Origin of the sequence: Hymenobacter busanensis (assembly GCF_008727865.1) — a bacterium.
Lineage (GTDB): Bacteria > Bacteroidota > Bacteroidia > Cytophagales > Hymenobacteraceae > Solirubrum > Solirubrum busanense.
In genome coordinates this window covers 32053-51809 of the sequence record NZ_VTWU01000008.1, presented here as the reverse complement: position 1 = coordinate 51809, position 19757 = coordinate 32053, and the positions used below count along the sequence as shown (strand labels likewise).

The window sequence follows — 19757 nt, the reverse complement described above, 5'->3', positions numbered from 1 at the left end:
CTTATAGTCGGGCGGTGATTTTTCGTTTTCTTACCACCTCAACCAACCGTAGCTATGTTCCTGAAACCGTATTCTGCTCTGGCCCTGGCGGCCCTGCTGACCACGCCCGCTCTGGCCCAGCGCAGTGCCAAAGCGTCGAAAGCAGCCAGCAAATCCAATGTTGAAATCAGCGGCAAGCTGCAGAACGCGCCGGCTGGTACCAAGGTGTACATCGTCGACCAGAACGCCGGCCGCTCCACGCGCCTCGATTCGGCAACGGTGGACGCAGGCGGGGCGTTTACGTTGCGCGGGCGCGTTGAGGATGCCGCAATCTATTATTTGGCCGTCGACAAGCAGAAAGAGTCGATGGGCTTGCCGCTCGCGGCCGGGGCGAAGCTGCAAGTAACCGGCGACGCCACCAAGCTGGCACAAACCGGCGCCGTGCGCGGCTCGGCCGAAGCCGATACCTACTTAACCTTCCAACAGGCCCGCATGCGTAGCATGATGCAAATGCGCGAACTGTCGACGGCTTACCGCGACGCCAAGGATGAAACCGCCAAGGCCGCCATCGAGAAGCAGGGCGAAGCCTTGGATGCCGCCATGGCCGTTACCACCAAGCGGCTGGCGCGGCAAACGTCGTTTCTGGCACCCTACGCGGCCCTCACCTTGCTCGGCGACGAAGCCCAGGCTGCTTTTCTTGACTCGGTAACGGCTATTTACCAGAAAGTGCAGCCCGCTTCGCGCTACACCAAAACCCTGCTGGAGCACCAGGCCAAGCAAAAGGCCACCGCCGTGGGCGCCCTAGCACCCGATATTCAGCTGGCTGGGGCCGATGGCAAAATCATTCCGCTCAGTAGCCTGCGGGGCAAATACGTGATGGTGGACTTCTGGGCGTCGTGGTGCGGCCCGTGCCGGCAGGAAAACCCCAACGTGGTGAAGCTCTACAACGCCTACAAAAGCAAAGGCTTCGAGATTTACGGTGTGTCGCTGGACCAGGACAAGGGCAAGTGGGAAAAAGCCATTGCCGCCGACGGCCTGACCTGGACCCACGTTTCGGACCTGAAAGGCTGGCAGAGCGCGGCCGGGCAGCAGTACGGCATCCGGGCCATTCCAGCTACGGTGCTCATCGACCCGCAGGGCCGCATCATTGCCAAAAACCTGCGCGGCGAAGAGCTGGAGAAGAAAGTGGCGTCGCTGCTGAACTAGCCTGTTCACCGAACACAACTTCTGCAAAACCCGCCGGGCGTTTGGTCGCCGGCGGGTTTTGTGCTTGTTTCGGGGCCGCAAGCCCCGGTTCGGTTGCTGGCGGCGTCTCGCGTTGCTACTGTTTCATTTCTTCCGCGCGCATGCTCATTCCCATGCTCCATTCGTTTCTCTGCCTCGCCCTGTTAGCCGGCTCGGGTATACGTGTTGTTCCCGACAACCCCACCAACAACCCCTACGAGCTGCGCGGCCACGTGCGCGACATGCCCGCCGGCACCAAGCTGTACGTGAGCCAATACCGCAACCTGCACCACCTGCGGCTCGATTCGGCCGTGGTGGATGCGGCGGGACAGTTTGTCCTGCGGGGGCAGGTGCCCGAACCGGGCATCTATAGCCTGGGCGTCAGTGGCCGCCGCGAAATTGTGAGCCTGCCCCTTGCGCCGGGTGCGCAGCTGCGCTACGAAGCGGCCAGCGCCGAGCGGTGGGCGGCCGGGCAATTGAGTGGTACAGTCGACGTGGCATTCTGGAGGGAGTTTATCGAGTATGTTCCGTACTTGTTTGAGCAGCACAAGGCCGACGACCGGCGCTTGCGCAGGTTGCGCGGCCTGATTCGGCAGAATGCCGGGTCGTTCGTGGGGCCCTACGTGGTGAAAAACTACCTAGCCCGGCAGGAAAGCCAGCAGGCGTTTGTCGATTCGATGACGGCCGAGTACGTGCGCCGCCTGCCCGAATTATCGGCTACCAAGGTCTTGGCCGAGAATCGCACCAAAGTAGTGCCGGTGAACAAAGCCGACTTGGCGCCCGACATCAACCTGCCGGCTCCTAACGGCCAGCCGGTGGCCCTGAGCAGCCTGCGCGGCAAGGTGGTGCTGGTCGATTTCTGGGCCTCGTGGTGCGGGCCCTGCCGCGCCGAAAACCCCGCCCTGGTCAGGCTCTACCAGCAGTATCAGCCCAAAGGACTGGAAATCTACAGCGTGTCGCTCGACGACTCGGCTGCCAAGTGGCAGAAGGCCATTGCCACCGACGGCTTGCCGTGGGTGCACGTCTCGGACCTGAAAGGCTGGCAGAGCGTGGCCGGGCAGGCCTACAACGTAACGGCCGTGCCCTACAGCGTGCTGCTCGACCGCGAAGGCCGCGTGGTGGCCAAGGGCTTGCGCGGGCCGGCGCTGGAAAAGCAAGTGGCCAAGCTGCTGAGCGGAAGGTAGCCGGGAACCAAGCCGGTGGTTTCGGGTTTTGCAGAACGGCCGGGGGCGGCTTCCGCATTCGCGGCCAAAGTGCCAACTTGCAGGTAGAAAATTCCGTCCTTGCCGGGCCAATACGTTTGCCGTTGGCTCGTTACTCTCGCAGATGAAATACCCTATGCTCAGTCTCATGCTGGCCGCCGCCGTATTTGGCGCCACCCACACGTCCTGCTCCGAAGCCTCGTCGTCCGAAACCGCGGCCGCTGGCGGCAAAGGCGGTTTTGAAATCAGCGGGCAGCTGCGCAACGCGGCGCCCGGCACCAAGGTGTACCTCTCCGAACTGATGGATACCCAGTTTGTGACCCGCGACACCGCTACCACCGATGCGCAAGGCCGGTTCACGTTTACGGGTACGGCCTCGGAAGTCGCACTCTACCAAGTGAAAATCAACGAGCCAAACCAAGTGCTGGTGGCCCTCGACAACAAAACCAAGCTGCAGCTGACCGGCGACGCCCAACAGTTCAGCCGCGACTACACCGTGAAGGGCTCCAAGGACTCGGAGATGCTCCAGCAGGTGACGCGCGCCATGGTGCAGTCGAAAGCCACGGAAGCGTCGCTGAACGCCCGCTACCAGGCCAACGGGCAGGCCGGCCGCCTCGATTCGCTGAAAATTCTGGAGCGGCAGTATTTTGCCTCGCAGGCCAGCCACACCGCTGGCATCAAGAAGCTGATTCTGCAAAACCCCAAGTCGGTGGTGTCGGCCTTTGTGCTGACCAACGTGGTAAACCCCGACGAGAACTTCGGTTTTGCCGACTCGGTAGCCACCGGCCTGAAGAAGTCCAACCCCAACTCGCGCTACACCAAAGCCTTGGTGCAGAAGCTGGAGCCCCTGCGCAAAACCGCCCTCGGCTCGGTAGCGCCCGACATCAACCTGACCACGCCGGAAGGCAAAACAGTGGCCTTGAGCAGCCTGCGCGGGCAGTACGTCCTGCTCGATTTCTGGGCCTCTTGGTGCGGCCCCTGCCGGCAGGAAAACCCCAATGTGGTTCGCACTTTCAACAAGTACAAGGACCGGAAATTCACTGTCTACGGCGTGTCGCTGGACCAGGACAAGGGCAAGTGGGAAAAAGCCATTGCCGCCGACGGCCTGACCTGGACCCACGTTTCGGACCTTAAAGGCTGGCAGTCGGCCGCCGGCCAGGCCTACGGCGTGCAATCTATTCCGATGAACTTCTTGCTCGATCCACAGGGAAAAATCATTGCCAAAAACCTGCGCGGCGACGCCCTGGACGCCCGCTTGGCCAAGACCATCAAGTAGCGTTTTCCTTCGCTGCCACCGCCGAGCCCGCCGCAATCCGGCGGGCTCGGTGCGTTTAAGCCCAGCGCGAACGAAGCCGACTCAAACCGCCGGTTTATCTTTGGGGCCAGCTGACAAATACGGCTGACGTGCATGAAAAACCTGCTGTGGTCGGCCGTTCTGCGGAGTGTTTTATTGCTGCTGCCGGTAGCGGCGTGCCAGCGTGGCACGGCCCCGACGACCCGCGCCGGCGCTACCGGGTTTAGCGTTCAGGGCCGGCTAACTTCGGCCGTGCCCGGTACGGTGATTAGCCTCAAATCGTTGGCCAATGCGCCGGTGGTCCTCGATTCGGCCTTGGTCGATGAGAAGGGCCGGTTTGAGCTGCGCGGCCAAGTGCCCGATACCGCCCTGTACCGCTTTGCGGCCCGCACGCCCGGTGCTCCTGCCGATTCTGTCCGTACCCTCACCTTGGTAATTGGCAACGGCTCGGCGCAGCAGATTGCGGGCGACCTACGCCGCTCGGCGGCCACCTATGTGGTGCGAGGATATGCCGAAACCGACCAACTGCAGGAGCTGCAAGTTCTGATTCGGCAGCAGGAGCGGCGCGTGCAGGGGCTGGAGCGCCGCTTGGTGGCGGCAAACTCACACCCCGACACCATGCAGGTGGTGCAGCGGCGGTATTACCAAACCAAAACCCTTTTCCGCCGCGGAGTGCGGCAGTTTGTGCGCGCCCGCCCCGCTTCGCTCGCCGCTGCCTACGCCACCGCCCACCTGCTCGATTACAGCATCGACCTCGCGTTTATCGATTCCATGCGTACGCGTTACGAGCAGTTGCGGCCCCATTCGCCCTACACCAAATACATTGGTGCCAAGATGCGGCTCGACGCCTCCAAGGTAGTGCGGGAGCTGGGCTCCGAGGATTTCGTGCTGCCCGGCGTCGACGGCCGCCCCGTGGCGTTGTCATCGCTCAAGGGGCAGCCGGTGCTGGTGTATTTCTGGTGGCCGGCGCAGCGGCAGTTCCGCACCGAAGCCAAGCAGGTGCACCAGATGTGCGCCGAATACGCCAAGCAGGGCCTGCGCCTGTACAGCGTGTGCCTAGAGCCCGAGCGGGCCGCATGGCAAGAAATAATTGCCGAAGACAGCTTGACGGGCGTGCTCACCTGGGACCCCAACGGCAAGGCCTCGTACGCGCGTTTTCCGCTCCGCAGCATTCCCGCTTCCCTGTTGCTCGATGCGCAGGGCCGCGTCATCGGGCAGGATTTGCGCGGCGAATCCCTGTTTGAAAGTCTAATCGACTTGTTTGACTAACCCGACCAGGTGCGGCTCTAACCCAAAAACATGCGTTGGAGCGCCTGCCAGAGCTGTTTTTTGCGGCCGTTGTCGTACTCAATGATTTCCACTTCGGCCGCCGGCAGGTAGGCTACGTCACCGAGGCGCACGGGTTCGTAGGGCTGGGTGCGCTTGGTGGCTACGTCGAGCAAATTCTTGCCGAAGCCGATAACCTGGGTGGCGGCCAAGCCGCGCGCCCGCAGCTCCTCCACGGCCACCGGGTAGGGGCTGCGCACGTTCACCACCACGCATTCCTCCATCACCTGCCCAATGGCTTTGAGCATGTTGTTGAGGAATACGTTGCGTTGCAGCTTGATCAGGTTTTCGGGCTCCACGCGCACCAGCAGCACAATCCCGCGAGGGTTGCTGCCCAAGGTGTCGAAGGGCACCGGGGCGCGCGTAGCCGGCGGTGCTGGCGCGGGCGCTGCAGCGGCTGCAACAGGCGTAACTGGTTGGGCTGCCGCTGTCGGAGCAGGTGCTGCTTGGGCCTGGGCCGCCAGACGCGCCGCTTTCAAGTCAGCCAACGACGGTAGACGGCTTGGGGCAGGGCTGCCGGCTGGTTCGTCGGCTAGGGCCGCTACAACTGGCGGAACCGGCGCAACGGGCGGTGCCGGTGGTGGCGCAGGTGCAGCCACTTGTGTAACGGCTGCCTGGGGTGCTGGGGAGACGGGGGCCGCGTGGGGCTCGTTCACCACGTACAGCGGCGTGCCGGTGTAGAGCTGTTGGTAGAAGGCAAGCGTTGCGTCGTCCACGAGGAAGAAAGAAGGCTAAACAAAGGAGAAACCGGGCGCGGCAGCAGTCCGAAAGACCAAGGCCCGCTGGCTACCGCCGCGCTACCCGAAGATAAGCGCCCGGTTACGCTATGTCAAACAGGGCTTTCAGCTCCGAGGCTTCGTTGGGCTTCATGCGGCCGGCCAGCACCAGGCGCAGCTGGCGGCGGCGCAGGGCCCCGTCGTAGTGCTTGATTTCCTCCTCGGTTTCGGCCACGGCTTCGGGCACGTCGATGGGCCGGCCCGACTGGTCGACGGCCACGAAGGTGAAGTAGGCTTCGTTGGATTTGACCTTGGTGCCGCTCGGAATGTCCTCGGCCCACACGTCGATGTGCACTTCCATGCTGGAGCTGAAGGAGCGCGTCACTTTGGCTTCCAGCGTCACCACATTGCCCAGCCGAATGCCTTCGCGAAACGACACGTTATCGACCGAGGCCGTGACGACGATACGGTTGGAGTGGCGCTGGGCCGCAATGGCGGCGGCAATGTCCATCAGGTGCATCATGCGGCCGCCCATCAGGTTGTTGAGCGTGTTGGTGTCGTTGGGCAGCACCAGCTCGGTCATCCGAACGAAAGACTCTTGGACGGGTTTCTGTTTGCGCATCACAGGTAAAGGCGTAGGGCTGAAAATCGGCCGCAAAGATAGGGCGCGGCATTTCCCGGTTGCGCATGGCCTGGTATCGGCAGACGACATCAAACAACAACGCCCCGGTACCGAAGCACCGGGGCGTTGCTAGCATGAAGACGCAAACGGCTTATTGCACGACTACTCGGGTGGTGTAACGCTGCTGGCCCAGGGTGAGCTGCACGACGTACACGCCGGCGCTCAGGTGCTTGCCAGCGGCCTGCAACGGAATCTGCTGCTGGCCGGCGCCAAAGTGCTGCGCCTTGGTGGTCAGCACCGAGCGGCCCAGCAAATCGAGCACTTGCACCTGGGCCGTGGTGGGCTGGTCGAGGCGGAAATGCACGGCTGTTTCCTGGGAAAGCGGGTTGGGGAACACGCCGATGTTGCGCGTGGCCATGTCGGCGGCGTGTGTGGCCGCTACCGTGGGGTCGGCTACGCGGAAGTTGTCGAGGTACAAAAAGTTGCCGCCGTTGCTGGTCACGTCGATGCGCACAATCAAGCGCGTCGCGCTTTGCAAAGCCGTGGGAATAGCCAGCGACGTAACGGCCCACTGCGAGGCCTGCGGGAAGAACGAGCCGACCACGTAAGCGCCGCCGTTGCTCACGAGCGACGCGGCGTTGACGGTAGCCGGGCTGGTCCAGCTCTGGCCGCAGTCGCCGCTGAAATAAATGCGTAGCTGATCGGCCGAGGCCGAGTTGCGGCGGGCATACGCGCGGTCGAAGGCTACCTCGTAGGTGCCGCTGGTGGGCGTAGCTGCCAAGTTGATGATGGGCGAGTAGAGCGTAGTGATGGTGCCGTCGGGCAGGCTGTTGGAGCCGAGCGAGAGGCGAATCGACGAGTCGTCGGTGCCGCCTTGGAGCGGCGAGCCGATGCCCGAGATGCGCGCCCATTTGCTGGCCGCGGGCACGTTACTTTCCACGCGCCAGCTCTTGTCGGGGTCCGTGGGGTTGGTCGGCCAGGTTGGGTTAGCAAAGGTTTCCACGTAGGGGGCGCTGAAAGCGGCAGCGGCACCCAGCACGCGCACTACCTGCTGGCGCGTTTCGGTGGTGGAAGCGCCGGCGGCCGTTGTCACGGTCAGGGTCACGTCGTACACGCCGGGCGTGTTGTAGGTAACCGATGCGGTGCGGGTGGAGGCGCTGGAGGGCGTGCCGCCGGGGAAGCTCCACTGGTATTGGGCACCCGTCAGGTCGGCGTTGTAGGAGTAATCGGTGAACGATACCGAGCCGCCCTGACAGATGGTGTTGACGGAAGCGCGGAATGCAATGGTGGGAGTGCAAGGCACCGGCACATAACCGTCGTTGGTGCCCGTGGCCACCAGGTTGGCCTGCGACACCAGCGTAGCGCGGCAGGGCAGGTTCAGGGCCGAGCGCATCACCGCTTTCTGGCCTTCGGTGAACATCTTGATGCAGGAGGCATAGTCCATGTAGTTCTGCACGTTGGCCAGCACGCCGCAGGGGGCGCTGGTGAGCGGGCAGCCGCTGCCACCAGCCGGTGCGCCCACGCCCGTGGTGTTGGGCGTGTCGGCAATGCCGTCGTCGAGGCCGCAGTTGGAGGCCAGGCCGGGGGTGTTGCTACCGCCCCACACGTGCGGCAGCCCAAAGTGGTGGCCCATTTCGTGGGTGAGCGAGCGGGCGCAGAAGTTGGAGCCGCACGAGCGGCCGATGCTGGCAAACTGGGTGTTCAGAATTACGATGCCGTCGTAGAGGCCGCCGCCGCAGGGCAGGATGGCGTAGCCGCCGGCGCCGTTGGCGCGGTCTGTCACCCAAATGTTCACGTAGCGGTTTTGGTCCCAGCGAATCACGTCCTTCACGCTGTTGTCGCCCACGGTGGTTTGCGTGGAGTAGGTGCGCGTGATGCCGGTGGTGCAGTTGCCGTTGGGGTCTTTCCGGGCTAGTCGGAACTGGAAGCCCACGCGGGCATAAATCGGCTGGAACGCGGCAATGACGTCGGCCGTGTCGCGGTTCAGCTTGTTGAAGTCCTCGTTCAGGATGCGGATGGCATCGTACACCTGGGCGTCGGAAATGTTGTTGGCGCCGCCGGTATGAATGATGTGCACCACCACCGGCACGGTCACGTCGGGCAGGGCACGCAAGCGGGCTTGCTCGGCCGGTGCCATTTCGGCTACGCTGCGCAAAAAGCGGCGGTATTCGGCCTCCGCGCCGGGGTGGCGCTGCCACTCGGCCTGCTGCACGCTGTCGAAAGAGCAGCGGAAACCAAAGGTGTGCTCGGGGTGAGCCTGGCGCTGGGCCTGCGCCTGACCGGCCGACCACCAGGCGCTAACGGCCAACAGCAGCGCGGGTAAAAGTTTGCGTAGCATGAAGTGAAATAAGGTGAAAAAGCAACTGAAAGGCAAGTGGGTAACCTGCGAACCAACACGGCATCAGGAAGGTGCGGGTTTGGCTGCCCAATTTACGCCAGACAGCCCGGCTATTCAAGCCAGCCGAAACTAACCGGCCCAACCGGCCGCGCCGCGCAGGGGCACAAACCGAAATTCCTCGAAGGTCTCCTGCGCAAAGCCCTCGGCCGACTCGCGCGTGACGCGCACCATGCGCTGCACCTGCTCGTCGCCGACGGGCACCACCAGCCGGCCGCCGAGGCAGAGCTGGCGCAAGAGGGGGCGGGGCAGGGCCGGAGCGGCGGCCGTTACCAGAATGCGGTCGAAAGGGGCGTGGGCGGGCAGGCCCACCGAGCCGTCGCCGCAAAACAGCTGCGCGCCGCGGTACTGAAACTGCTCCAGCAGGCGCTGGCGGGTACGCTCAAACAGCACGCGGTTGTATTCGATGGTCCACACCTCCACGCCCAAGGCCAGCAGCACCGCGCACTGGTAGCCCGAGCCGGTGCCCACCTCCAGCACCCGCTGGCCGGGGCTCAGGTGCAGCAGCTCGGTTTGGTAGGCCACCGTGTAGGGCTGCGAAATCGTCTGGCCCTCGCCAATGGGAAAGGCCTTGTCCTGGTAGGCGTGCGACTCGAAGGCGCGCTCGAAAAACAGGTGGCGCGGCACCGCACCGATGGCCGCCAGCACCCGCTCGTCGCCAATGCCCTTGCGCCGCAGCTCCTCAACGAGGGCGCGGCGCTGGCCGCGGTGGCGGTAGGTATCGAGGGCAGCAGCGTGCATACTTCGGCTAAGCGGCGGGCGTTTCCGGTTCTGGAATCATGCCCTACCTTTGCGCCCGACCTCGCGGCGGGCCTTTTCGGTCGCGAAGCTACGGCGGCGGTACGATTTTCGCTTGCCCCGGCGTTTATTCCGCGCTTCTATTTTCCTTCCTTGATCCGAAACCTGCAAAAGCTCAAGCTGCTGGCCGCCGACTTTGGCGCGGCGTTGTTGGCTTGGGGCACGTTTTTTCTGCTGCGCAAGTACCTGCTGAGCGAAATCAACGCCGGCTACCGCTTCACCGGCGACCAGCTGTTCACGCTCACCGGCTCGGCGCTGATGATTGCCGCTTTCTGGGTAATTCTCTACGCCCTTATCGGCGAGTACCGCGACATTTTCCGCAAGTCGCGGGTGGCCGAAATCATTCGGCTGGCTCGTATTTCGGTGCTTGGTGCGGTCGTCATCTTCTTCGCCCTGCTGCTCGACGACCAGGGCGTGAGCAACTACCGGCTCTATTACAAGACGATTTCGGCCTACTTCCTGTTGCACTTCACCATCACGGCGGTGCTGCGCACGTGGGCCGTCACCAGCATTCAGGGCCTGGTGCGCCGGCGCATTATCTACTTCAACACGCTCATTGTGGGGGCCAGCACCCTGGCCCGCGACACCTACCGCGAACTGGAGCGCAGCAACCGGCACCTGGGCCTTAACATCGTGGGTTTTGCGCCGGTGGGCGATGTGGTCGACCCCGACCTGGCCACCGAGCTGCCGCAGCGCGGTTCTTTCGAGCGGCTGCCGGCCCTGGTGCGGGCCCTCAAAATCGAGCAGGTAGTCATTGCCCTCGAACCCAGTGAACATCAGATGATTCAGCAGGTGCTCGACCGGCTGGAGGGCACGCCCACCCGCGTGAGCGTGCTGCCCGACGTGTACCAGATTCTGCTGGGCTCGGTGAAGGTCAACCACCTGTTCGGTACGCCGCTCATCGAAATCAAGCACGACCTGCTCCCGGTGTGGCAGGAGGTGGTCAAGCGCGTGATTGACGTGGTGGGCTCGGCCGTGTTTCTGCTGCTGGCCTGGCCGGTGTACGCCTTCACGGCCATCATGGTGCGGCTCTCGTCGCCGGGGCCGATTTTCTTTGCCCAGGAGCGCATCGGCATTCACGGGCAGCCGTTCAAAATCTACAAGTTCCGCTCGATGTTTGTCGATGCCGAGCGCCTTGGGCCGGCCCTGTCGAGCAAAAACGACCCGCGTATCACGCGCTGGGGCCGCTTCATGCGCAAAGTGCGCCTCGACGAGCTGCCGCAGTTCTGGAACGTGCTCAAGGGCGACATGAGCTTGGTGGGCCCGCGCCCCGAGCGGCAGTTCTTCATTGACCAGATTACCAAAGTGGCGCCCCACTACCGCCATTTGCACCGCGTGCGCCCCGGCATCACCTCGCTCGGGCAGGTGAAATACGGCTACGCCGAAACCGTCGACGAGATGGTGCAGCGCCTCAAATACGACATCCTCTACATCGAAAACATGAGCCTGGCCATGGACTTTCGGGTGATGCTCTACACGATTAAAATCATCGTGGAAGGAAGAGGTAAGTAATGTGAAGGAATGTGCTTGAATGTGGCCGTTCTAGATACGTTAAGAAACGGCCCGTCAAACATTTTGGCATTCAATCACATTAAGCACATTCATCATATTCCGCACATTAAAAAGATGTTCACCGGCATCATCGAAGCCCTCGGCACCATCACGGCGGTGCGCACGGAAGGCACCAACCGCCATTTTACGGTGCAGTCGCCGTTTTTCAGCGAGCTGCAGATCGACCAGAGCGTATCGCACGACGGCGTGTGCCTGACGGTGGTGGCGCTGGACGCGGCCGCCGGCACGCATACCGTCACGGCCATAGCCGAGACGCTGCAGAAAACCAACCTGGGCAGCTGGGCCGAAGGCCGGCAAGTGAACCTGGAGCGCTGCCTGGCCGCCAACGGCCGCTTCGACGGCCACATTGTGCAGGGCCACGTGGATCTGGCGGCCGTGTGCGAGTCGGTAGAAGACCAGAACGGCTCGTGGCTGTACCGCTTCCGCCACGAAACCGGCCCCGGCCGCGTGACGGTCGAAAAAGGCTCCATCTGCATCAACGGCGTGAGCCTGACCTGCTTCAACAGCACCGACGACGGTTTTTCCGTAGCCATCATCCCTTATACCTACGAGCACACCACCTTCCAGCACCTGCGCCCCGGCGACGCGGTGAATTTGGAGTTTGACATCGTAGGCAAGTACGTGGCGAAATTGCTAGGGCGGTAAGACATTCGTTTTCTAAGGGATAGAACACTGATTAAGTTGAACAAGCAGTACTGAATGATGAATATGGATTACCTAGAGAGGTATCAAGAATTTTGGAATTGGTTTGCAGAGAATGCAAACCGTTTTCATACAATAGTCAAAGACCAAAGAAATATAGAACAAGAGTTTTTTCCTGAATTGGCAGAAAATCTGAGCAAGGTCAGGGAAAATTTTTTCTATTTGGTTGGAATGTACGATGACGACACCGTTGAACTGATAATTACAGTTGATGGAGCCATTGAAAACATCGTGTTTGCGGAAGAGCTAATTAATGCTGCTCCTCAACTCTTAGGATGGAGGTTTGTTGCGCTTAAACAAGCTACGGATATCAGTGATGTGTCAATCAATATTGGTAATTACTGTTTTGATAGCAATTCTATTCAATTTGTTCCGAGAATAGAACCCAGCTATCCTGATGACATAGACTTGAACATTGTCTTCGATTCCCAGTCCGGTGAGGACTCAAACGCTATTAGTGTAGGCGTTTCGCTCTTTCTGGAAAATTATCTGGGTGAGCTTCAGCTGGCTACTCAAGTAGACAGCTTTACGGTATTAAATCGTTCAGAATTATCGAAAGAGCCAGTTCCAATCAGCAAGCTGGATAGCTACTTGACTTGGCGACAGGCTGAGTTTGTGGAGAAATACGAAGGGGTATGGCATGATTCTGAAAATGACAGCTATGCTGCCTTCGAGGGGAAATTGAGCGAAAAAAAAGCGTTGATAGCTGTGCTCAATACGGACTTGTTGGATTGGGATAGAAAAGCATCACACTCTTGGATAGCGGTGTTAGAATTGCATTTTGATGGTGAACAGCGAAACGGCATGCCGGATGAGGAAACATATGCATTGCTTGAGGAAATTGAGGATAAGCTGCTAGCCCAACTAGTAGACCATGAAGGATACCTGAATGTAGGACGACAAACTGCTGATGGCGTGCGGGAAATATATTTTGCGTGTAAGGAGTTCAGACAGCCTTCCAAAGCTTTCGATCAAATCCGGCAGGTGTATTCTGAGCAGTTTGAAGTAGACTACTATATCTACCAAGATAAATATTGGCGTCTTTTTGATCGGTTTGGCAGGTAATACCTGTTAATGGCTAAAATAAATTATCCACCCATATATGAGGGTATTACGTAAAGAGAAATCTAAACTAAAGGCCTCACCATCATGTCGAAACGCGAATTAAACGAACCCACGCCCGGCGACAAGCGCTACGTGCGCCGCGACGAGCAAGGCCGCTACACCAGCTCCGTCGACCTGCACCGCTCCCTTTCGCAGGACGACAAGCACAACTCCCACGTCACCAGCAAGCCCGGCCAGGGCGACCGGGGCGACGGGCACACCGGCAACCGAAAGCCCAGCCGATAGTCGATATTCGCCAAATAAAAAAGCCCTGTAGCACATGCTGCAGGGCTTTTTTGATGTTGCTAAGGGGCCACGGTTCGAGCCGGCCACCAGCGGGCTTCGCCTTGCCGGTAGAGCCAGTAGCACAACCAGCCCAGCGCCGCGCCCAGCGTGGTGCCGGCCAATACATCGGAAGGGTAGTGGGCCGCCAGGTAGATGCGGCTGTAGCTGAGCACGGCCGCCCACACCAGCAGCAGCACTTTCACCGGCCAGAACCGGCGCGGCAGCACCAGGCACAGAAACACGGCCATCGAAAACGAGTTGGCCGCGTGCGAGGAAATGAACCCGAACTTGCCGCCGCAGCCGTGCACCAGGTTTAGCGTTTCCGAGAGTTCGGGGTCGTGGCAGGGGCGCAGCCGGGCGAAATAGGGCTTGAAGAAGCGGCTCGACACCGAATCGGCCAGGGCCACGCTCAGGCCCAGCAACGGCAGCAGCAAGTAGGCTCGCCGGCCGAAATAATAGATCAGGGCCACGATGATGACCAAGTAGGCCGGAAACCACACGAAGCGGTCCGACATGAAAATCATGAACCGGTCGAGGGCGGGCGTGGCGGTGTTATTGGCCGTTACCAGCAGCCAACGGTCCAGGTTCTGCAGCGAATCAATCAAGCGCGGGGAGGGGATTTTCCAGCCAATTTACGCCCTTCCGCAGCCACTGCAGGGTGCGGGCTTCAGCCGAGCCGGGCGCGGGCTGCTGGTTGTAGTGCCACTCGCAGCGCGGCGGCAAACTCATCAGGATGCTTTCGGTGCGGCCGCCGGTTTCCAGCCCAAACCGGGTGCCGCGGTCGATGGCCAGGTTAAACTCGGCGTAGCGGGCCCGGCGCAGCAAGTGCCACTGCACCTCGCGCTCGGTAAACGGGCGGTCGGCGTTTTCGCGCAGCAGCTCGCAGTAGGTCGGCCCGAAAGCGTCGCCCACGGCCTGTACAAAGGCAAACAACTCCTCACGCGAGCCGTCTTTGCCCACGGTGAGGCGGTCGAAGAAAATGCCGCCGATACCGCGCGTTTCCTTGCGGTGGGTAATGAAAAAATAACTGTCGGCCCAGGCTTTGAAGCGCGGGTAGTAAGTAGAGTCGAAGCGCTGGCACACGGCATACAATTGCTCGTGAAACCAGCGGGCCTGCGCCTCGTCCACGTAAATCGGCGTCAGGTCGATGCCGCCGCCGAACCACGCCTCGCCGTTGCCGGCCTCGAAATAGCGCACGTTCATGTGGGCAATGGGTACCATGGGGCTGCGCGGGTGCTGCACCACCGACACGCCCGTGGCAAAGTAGTTGGGGTCGGGCATGAGCAGCTGCTTGGCCGCGCGTTCGTCCATCTGGCCCCACACGGCCGAGAAGTTTACGCCGCCTTTCTCCAGAATGCGCCCGTCCTGAATCACGTTCGAGAGCCCGCCGCCGCCGGAGTGGTGTTGCCAGGCATCGGGCTGAAAGCGGGCACCGCCATCGGTGGCTTCCAGCTGCTGAATGAGGCGCTGCTGAAAGCCGCGCATCCAGGATTCTACGTCGTGCCGGAAGGCGGTAACAGGGGCAGAGGGTTCGGGCATGGCCGCAAAAATAAGCCACAGCCGACGAAGCCCACGCGTTTGGCTGGCCGAGTCGGACCAAATCTGCCGGGCGGGCGGGCTACCGAGCCGGGCAAGGTGCAGCGGCATCTGGCCCCGATGGCGTAATTTCGCATTCCCGCTCCACCGCTTTCCCTCCCGAATGCAAGCCTCTGCCACCCTGGAAACCCCCGAAGCTGCTTTTACGCCGGCCCCGGCCGCGCACCCCGACCGTGCCACGCTGTTGCGCGCCTACCGCCTGATGCACACCTCGGCGGAAATGGCCCGGCTCTACGAAGAAAACAAGGCCGTGACGGCCAAGTACGTGCACGCCTCGGCCCGCGGCCACGAAGCCATTCAGCTGGCCGCCGCCTTTCAACTGCGCGAAACCGACTACTGTGCCCCGTATTACCGCGACGACGCTTTCCTGCTCGGTCTCGGCCTGACGCCCTACGAGCTGATGCTGCAGCTCATGGCCAAGCGCGACGACCCGTTTTCGGGCGGCCGCACGTACTACTCGCACCCCTCGTTGCGCCGGCCGGGCATTCCCGTAATTCCGCACCAGAGCTCGGCCACGGGCATGCAGGCCATTCCGGCCACCGGCATGGCCCACGGCGTGAAATACCTGGAAAGCCAAAACCAGCTGCCCAGCGCCGCGCAGCAGCCGGTGGTGGTGTGCTCCATCGGCGACGGGGCCATGACCGAGGGGGAAGTGGCCGAGGCCTTGCAAATGGCCGTGCTGCACCAGCTGCCCATCATTTACCTGGTGCAAGACAACGAGTGGGGCATTTCGGCCACGGGCCGCGAGATGCGCGCCATGAACGCCTACGAGTTTGCGGCCGGTTTCAAAGGCCTGCACCGCCTGCAGTGCGACGGCGCCGATTTTGTGGATAGCTACGCCACCATGACGGCCGCCACGCAGTACGTGCGCGAGCGGCGCGGTCCGGTGCTGGTGCACGCGCGTTGTCCGCTGCTGGGCCACCACACCAGCGGCGTGCGCCGCGAGTGGTACCGCGGCGACAACCTGACTGAGCATCAAACCAACGACCCGCTGCCGCGCCTGCACCAGCAGCTGCTCACCGAAAGCTTCGAGGAAGGCGAACTGGGCTACGCCGCTGCCGCGGCCCAGGCCACGGTGCAGGAAGACTACCAACGTGCCCTGGCCGCGCCCAATCCCGACCCCGCCACCTTCGCCGACCACGAGTTTGCCGCGCCTGTGGTAACCCAGGAAGCCGGCCAACGCAGTCCCGCCGGTGCCGACAAAGCCCTGATGGTGGACGCGGCCCTGCACGCCGTCGACGATATTCTGCAGGAGTTTCCCGAGGCCTTATTCTACGGCCAGGACGTGGGCGGCGAGTTGGGCGGCGTGTTCCGCGAAGCTGCGCTGCTGGCCAAAAAGTACGGCGACGCCCGGGTGTTCAACACGCCCATTCAGGAGGCCTACATCGTGGGCAGCACGGCCGGGATGTCGGCCGTGGGCGCCAAGGCCATTGTCGAAATACAGTTTGCCGACTACATCTGGCCCGCCCTCAACCAGCTGGTAGAAGAGCTTAGCAAGTCCTGCTACCTGAGCATGGGCAAGTTTCCAGTGCAAAGCCTGATTCGGGTGCCCATTGGGGCATACGGCGGCGGCGGGCCGTACCATTCGGGCTCCATCGAAAGCACGCTGCTCACCATTCGGGGCATTAAGGTGGTGTATCCGTCGAACGCGGCCGATATGAAAGGCCTGATGCGGGCGGCCTTCCTCGACCCCAACCCGGTGGTGATGCTGGAGCACAAGGGCCTGTACTGGAGCAAAGTGCCCGGCACCGAAGACGCCAAAACCGTGGAGCCGGAAGCGGGGTACGTGGTGCCGCTTGGCAAGGCCAACGTGGTGCAGGAAGCTGCGGCCGACAAGTTGGCCGAGGGCGACACCTGCGTGGTGGTGACCTACGGCATGGGCGTGTACTGGGCCAAAACGGCCAGCAAGCAGCTGCCCGGCCAGGTCGAAATTCTGGATTTGCGCACCCTCAACCCGCTCGATTGGGAGGCCGTAATGGCCGCCACGCAGCGGCACGGCAAGGTGCTCATCCTCACCGAAGAGCCGCTGATGAACTCGTTTGCCGAGTCGTTGGCGGGCCGCATTCAGCGCCATTGCTTTCAGCAGCTCGATGCGCCGGTGTTTACCCTAGGTGCCGTTAACCTGCCGGCCATTGCCCTCAACGTGGAGCTGGAAAAGCAAATGCTGCCCTCGGCGGATAAAGTGCTGACGGCCTTGCAGGAACTGCTGGCCTACTAAACCAGTCCTCGGTTCCGCGAGGTAGTTCCGCCGTCGGCCAAAAAAAGCCCGCTCTTTTTACAAGAGCGGGCTTTTTTAATGTTTAGAGACCAATAGGTTAGAATGGGTAGCCGATGCCCACGTTCAGGGCGGGCGTGTTCAGCCAGGGCTTGGCGTTGCTGGAGAAGAAAGCGAAGTTGCGGAGCGCCCACCGGTCCTGCGTCACGGCGGTCGGGTCGTACACCTTCCAGGCGAAGTCGAGGCGAACGATGAGGAACGTGAAATCGAAGCGCAGACCGGCGCCGGCGCCCACAGCAAACTCGCGGTAGAAGCGCGTGGGGCTGAAGCGGGCCGAGCCGTTGGTGAAGCCGGTGGTGTCGCGGCGGGCGTCTTTCTGCAGCGTCCACACGTTGCCAAAGTCGGTGAAGAGCGCGCCGCGGATGTAGTCGTAGACCGGAAAACGGTACTCCACGCTGCCTTCCAGCAGCAACTCGCCCGGCTGCTCGATGTTTTCGTCGCGAATGGGCAGGCCGCGGCTGTCTTTTTGCAAGACCCCGTCTTTGTAGAGGTAGGTCGGGTATGAGCCAATGCCCAGGCGGCGCGGGCGCCAGGCCCGTACGCTGGAGCCGCCGCCGGCAAAGAAGTATTTGTCGTAGGGAATCAGGTAGGCACTGGACGTTTGTCCGTCGCGGGTTACTTCGGTGGGCGTAAGGGCCTGCACCAGGCCGCCGTTGAGGCGCCAGGCCAGAAACTGGTTTGGCGTGAGCTTGTGGTAGCGGCGGTAGTCGGCGCTGAAGCGGGCGTAGTCGAGCACCAGCAGGTTGCCGATGAGCGTTTCGATTCGCTCGTTGCGGTCGGTGCCAATGAGGGTGCGGGTACCGGGGCGGGTGTAGAACTGCCGAAACGGCGCGCCCATTTCCGCAAACAGGCGCAGGTACTGGGCGTCGAGCGTCTGCACGAAATCGTTGGAGTTGTAGAGCGACGTGGCGTTGACGCTCGGAATCAGCAGCCGGTCGAAGGAGCGGAGCAGGGCGCCGGAGTTCGACTGGTTCAGCAGCGTGGTGCGGAAGGCTTCGCTGATGTTGGGCGTATTTACCAGGCTGATGTTGAGCGGCGTGAGGACGTATTGGTGCAACACACTGCGCTGCCAGATGTAGTCGTAGGTGCCTTCGAGCGTGGTGCGGGTGTACTCGGGCCGGTTGACGTAGGTGTAGCTGGTGGTGATGCGCGTGCGCGGGCTGTAGCGCGTGAAGAGCCGGTTGGTGCGCCACGGCACTAGAAACTGCGGTAACGACAAGCTGGCGTTGGCCCCAAGCTGCAGCGTGTATACCGACTCCGGATTCTGGTTGTTGCCGCCGCTGCTGGCTTTGTACTGGCCTTCCAAACCGGCGCGCACGCCCAGATCCAGCACTTCGGCGCCGCCAAAGGCGTTGCGCACCCGCAGGCGGAAGTTGCCGAACGGACCAGCTTTTTCGGCCACGAATGTGCCGCCCAGTTCGTCGGTCAGCTGCAGTCGTTTTTGGGGCGAGGCCAGCACCGTGGCGTCCAGAATAGCTGCCGCGGTGTCGGTAGGCAGGCGCACTTTCTGGTAGTTCACGCCCGTGAAGCGAAACACGTCCAGCTCGGCCAGCTGCCGCTGCGTGATGATGGAATTGGCGAGGCTGTACGGGTCGCCGGGGCGCACGGCCACCTTGCGGTCCAGAATGCGGGTGCTGAAGCGGTGGTCGTAGGCCAGGAAGTTGATGCCGTTGCGCCGCACGGTGTCGCGCTGCACGCCAAAGCGGTTCACGCCCGCGTCGGTAATCACGCTCACGTTGCGCACGGTGTAGGCGCGGTGGGCGGTCTGCTCGGGCGGGTTTTCCACCATCACCAGCAGCCGCACGGTGGCCGGGGCAAAGCTGGTATCGGCTTCCAGGGTGATGTACTGCTGGCGAAAATCGTAGTAGCCGCGGTTTTTCAGCATGTTTTCCAGCCGCGTCCGCTCGCGCCCAATCAACTCTTCGTCGTAGGGCTGGCCCACGCGAATCAGCGCCTGGGCAGTATCGGCCCGAATAAGGCGGGCCACCGTGGTATCGGCCACGTCGTAATTGAGCTGGGTGACGCGGAACTGCGGGCCTTCCTGCACGTTGTAGATAACAGCGGCCCGGCGGCAGCCCAGGGTGTCGTTTTTGGCGCTTTTGCCCAGCTTGCTCAGCAGGCTGGTGGGGCAGTCGGTGGTATCGACGGCCGACACCCGGGAGCGGAAAAAGCCCTTGGAGCGCAGGAAAATGCCAATCTGCGTTTCGGTCACGCGCGTCAGGGCCGAGTCGTAGATGACGGGCGGGTCGCCGAGGCGCATGATGGCGTTGCCCTTGTCGAGGGCGGCCTGCAGGCGCTGGATGCGCCGCTCGCGCTTCTGCAGCAGCCGGCCCACGGCCACCGAGTCGGTGCCGGCGGCTCGAATGCGCCGGTTGAAGTCGGCGCGGGTGGTGTCGAGCTTGCGCTGGAGGCGCTGGGGGTCGTAGAAGGTGTAGCCGAGGTCGTAAATTGCCAGCTTCGGCAGCGGGAAGTTGTCGTTGGGGCGTTGGCGAAACAGCTCCTGTACCCGTTCCTGGTCGGCTTCCTTTAGGCCCTCGAGCTGTACTTTCGTGAGCAGCCGCTGGCGCGGGCCCAGCAGGTGCAGCGGGGAGCAAGCCGCTGCGGCCAGCAGCAGGCCCGCCGTCAAACACTTCAGCACCAGCCGATAAAGCCGCGCCCATTCACTCG

Annotated in this window: 16 protein-coding genes; 9 read left to right on the top strand and 7 right to left on the bottom strand. The window is 62.2% G+C overall.

What is annotated here, in order from left to right; genetic code table 11:
- Positions 1-54: 54 nt before the first annotated feature.
- The 4 genes from F0P96_RS18975 to F0P96_RS18960 all read left to right on the top strand — a co-directional run bounded on the left by F0P96_RS18975 (position 55) and on the right by F0P96_RS18960 (position 4968).
- Positions 55-1185, top strand: a complete 1131-nt coding sequence (locus F0P96_RS18975; protein ID WP_235917532.1) for a TlpA disulfide reductase family protein — start codon at positions 55-57, stop codon at positions 1183-1185.
- Between the two features lie 152 nt (positions 1186-1337).
- The gene (locus F0P96_RS18970; RefSeq protein WP_160619937.1) at positions 1338-2387 is read left to right on the top strand and encodes a TlpA disulfide reductase family protein; all 1050 of its coding nucleotides are present in this window, start codon (positions 1338-1340) and stop codon (positions 2385-2387) included.
- A gap of 142 nt (positions 2388-2529) precedes the next feature.
- Positions 2530-3681 (top strand): TlpA disulfide reductase family protein, encoded by a 1152-nt coding sequence (locus F0P96_RS18965; protein ID WP_151080561.1) that lies wholly within the window; start codon positions 2530-2532, stop codon positions 3679-3681.
- A 132-nt stretch (positions 3682-3813) separates the two neighbouring features.
- Entirely contained in the window at positions 3814-4968 is a 1155-nt protein-coding gene (locus F0P96_RS18960) for a TlpA disulfide reductase family protein (RefSeq protein WP_151080560.1), read from the top strand.
- A 17-nt stretch (positions 4969-4985) separates the two neighbouring features.
- Here F0P96_RS18960 and F0P96_RS18955 read toward each other — a convergent pair whose 3' ends face one another.
- The 4 genes from F0P96_RS18955 to F0P96_RS18940 all read right to left on the bottom strand — a co-directional run bounded on the left by F0P96_RS18955 (position 4986) and on the right by F0P96_RS18940 (position 9499).
- The gene (locus tag F0P96_RS18955; protein ID WP_151080559.1) at positions 4986-5741 is read right to left on the bottom strand and encodes a hypothetical protein; all 756 of its coding nucleotides are present in this window, start codon (positions 5739-5741) and stop codon (positions 4986-4988) included.
- Positions 5742-5844: 103 nt separating this feature from the next.
- Positions 5845-6363 carry an acyl-CoA thioesterase gene (locus F0P96_RS18950; protein WP_151080558.1) on the bottom strand — a complete coding sequence of 173 codons (519 nt, stop codon included), beginning with the start codon at positions 6361-6363 and terminating at the stop codon, positions 5845-5847.
- 151 nt (positions 6364-6514) lie between these two features.
- Complete coding sequence (locus F0P96_RS18945) at positions 6515-8701, bottom strand: M43 family zinc metalloprotease (RefSeq protein ID WP_151080557.1); 2187 nt, start codon at positions 8699-8701, stop codon at positions 6515-6517.
- Positions 8702-8830: 129 nt separating this feature from the next.
- Complete coding sequence (locus F0P96_RS18940) at positions 8831-9499, bottom strand: protein-L-isoaspartate(D-aspartate) O-methyltransferase (RefSeq protein WP_151080556.1); 669 nt, start codon at positions 9497-9499, stop codon at positions 8831-8833.
- A gap of 150 nt (positions 9500-9649) precedes the next feature.
- On the opposite strand from F0P96_RS18940, the gene F0P96_RS18935 reads away from it, so the two are divergent.
- The 4 genes from F0P96_RS18935 to F0P96_RS18920 all read left to right on the top strand — a co-directional run bounded on the left by F0P96_RS18935 (position 9650) and on the right by F0P96_RS18920 (position 13180).
- Entirely contained in the window at positions 9650-11068 is a 1419-nt protein-coding gene (locus F0P96_RS18935) for a sugar transferase (RefSeq protein ID WP_151080555.1), read from the top strand.
- A 114-nt stretch (positions 11069-11182) separates the two neighbouring features.
- Entirely contained in the window at positions 11183-11773 is a 591-nt protein-coding gene (locus tag F0P96_RS18930; RefSeq protein WP_151080554.1) for a riboflavin synthase, read from the top strand.
- Positions 11774-11836: 63 nt separating this feature from the next.
- Complete coding sequence (locus F0P96_RS18925) at positions 11837-12895, top strand: DUF695 domain-containing protein (RefSeq protein WP_160619939.1); 1059 nt, start codon at positions 11837-11839, stop codon at positions 12893-12895.
- A gap of 84 nt (positions 12896-12979) precedes the next feature.
- The gene (locus F0P96_RS18920) at positions 12980-13180 is read left to right on the top strand and encodes a hypothetical protein (RefSeq protein WP_151080552.1); all 201 of its coding nucleotides are present in this window, start codon (positions 12980-12982) and stop codon (positions 13178-13180) included.
- A 59-nt stretch (positions 13181-13239) separates the two neighbouring features.
- On the opposite strand, the gene F0P96_RS18915 is transcribed toward F0P96_RS18920, so the two are convergent.
- Complete coding sequence (locus F0P96_RS18915; protein WP_151080551.1) at positions 13240-13824, bottom strand: phosphatase PAP2 family protein; 585 nt, start codon at positions 13822-13824, stop codon at positions 13240-13242.
- Positions 13817-14758, bottom strand: coding sequence for an oxygen-dependent coproporphyrinogen oxidase (hemF, locus tag F0P96_RS18910; protein ID WP_151080550.1), 942 nt, complete (start codon positions 14756-14758; stop codon positions 13817-13819). Before hemF ends, F0P96_RS18915 begins: the two co-directional genes overlap by 8 nt.
- A gap of 160 nt (positions 14759-14918) precedes the next feature.
- Between hemF and F0P96_RS18905 the strand changes: the two genes are divergently transcribed.
- Positions 14919-17033 carry an alpha-ketoacid dehydrogenase subunit alpha/beta gene (locus F0P96_RS18905; protein ID WP_151080549.1) on the top strand — a complete coding sequence of 705 codons (2115 nt, stop codon included), beginning with the start codon at positions 14919-14921 and terminating at the stop codon, positions 17031-17033.
- Between the two features lie 97 nt (positions 17034-17130).
- On the opposite strand, the gene tamL is transcribed toward F0P96_RS18905, so the two are convergent.
- On the bottom strand, positions 17131-19728 hold the full coding sequence (gene tamL / locus F0P96_RS18900) for a translocation and assembly module lipoprotein TamL (RefSeq protein WP_160619941.1): 2598 nt from the start codon (positions 19726-19728) through the stop codon (positions 17131-17133).
- Positions 19729-19757: the final 29 nt, after the last annotated feature.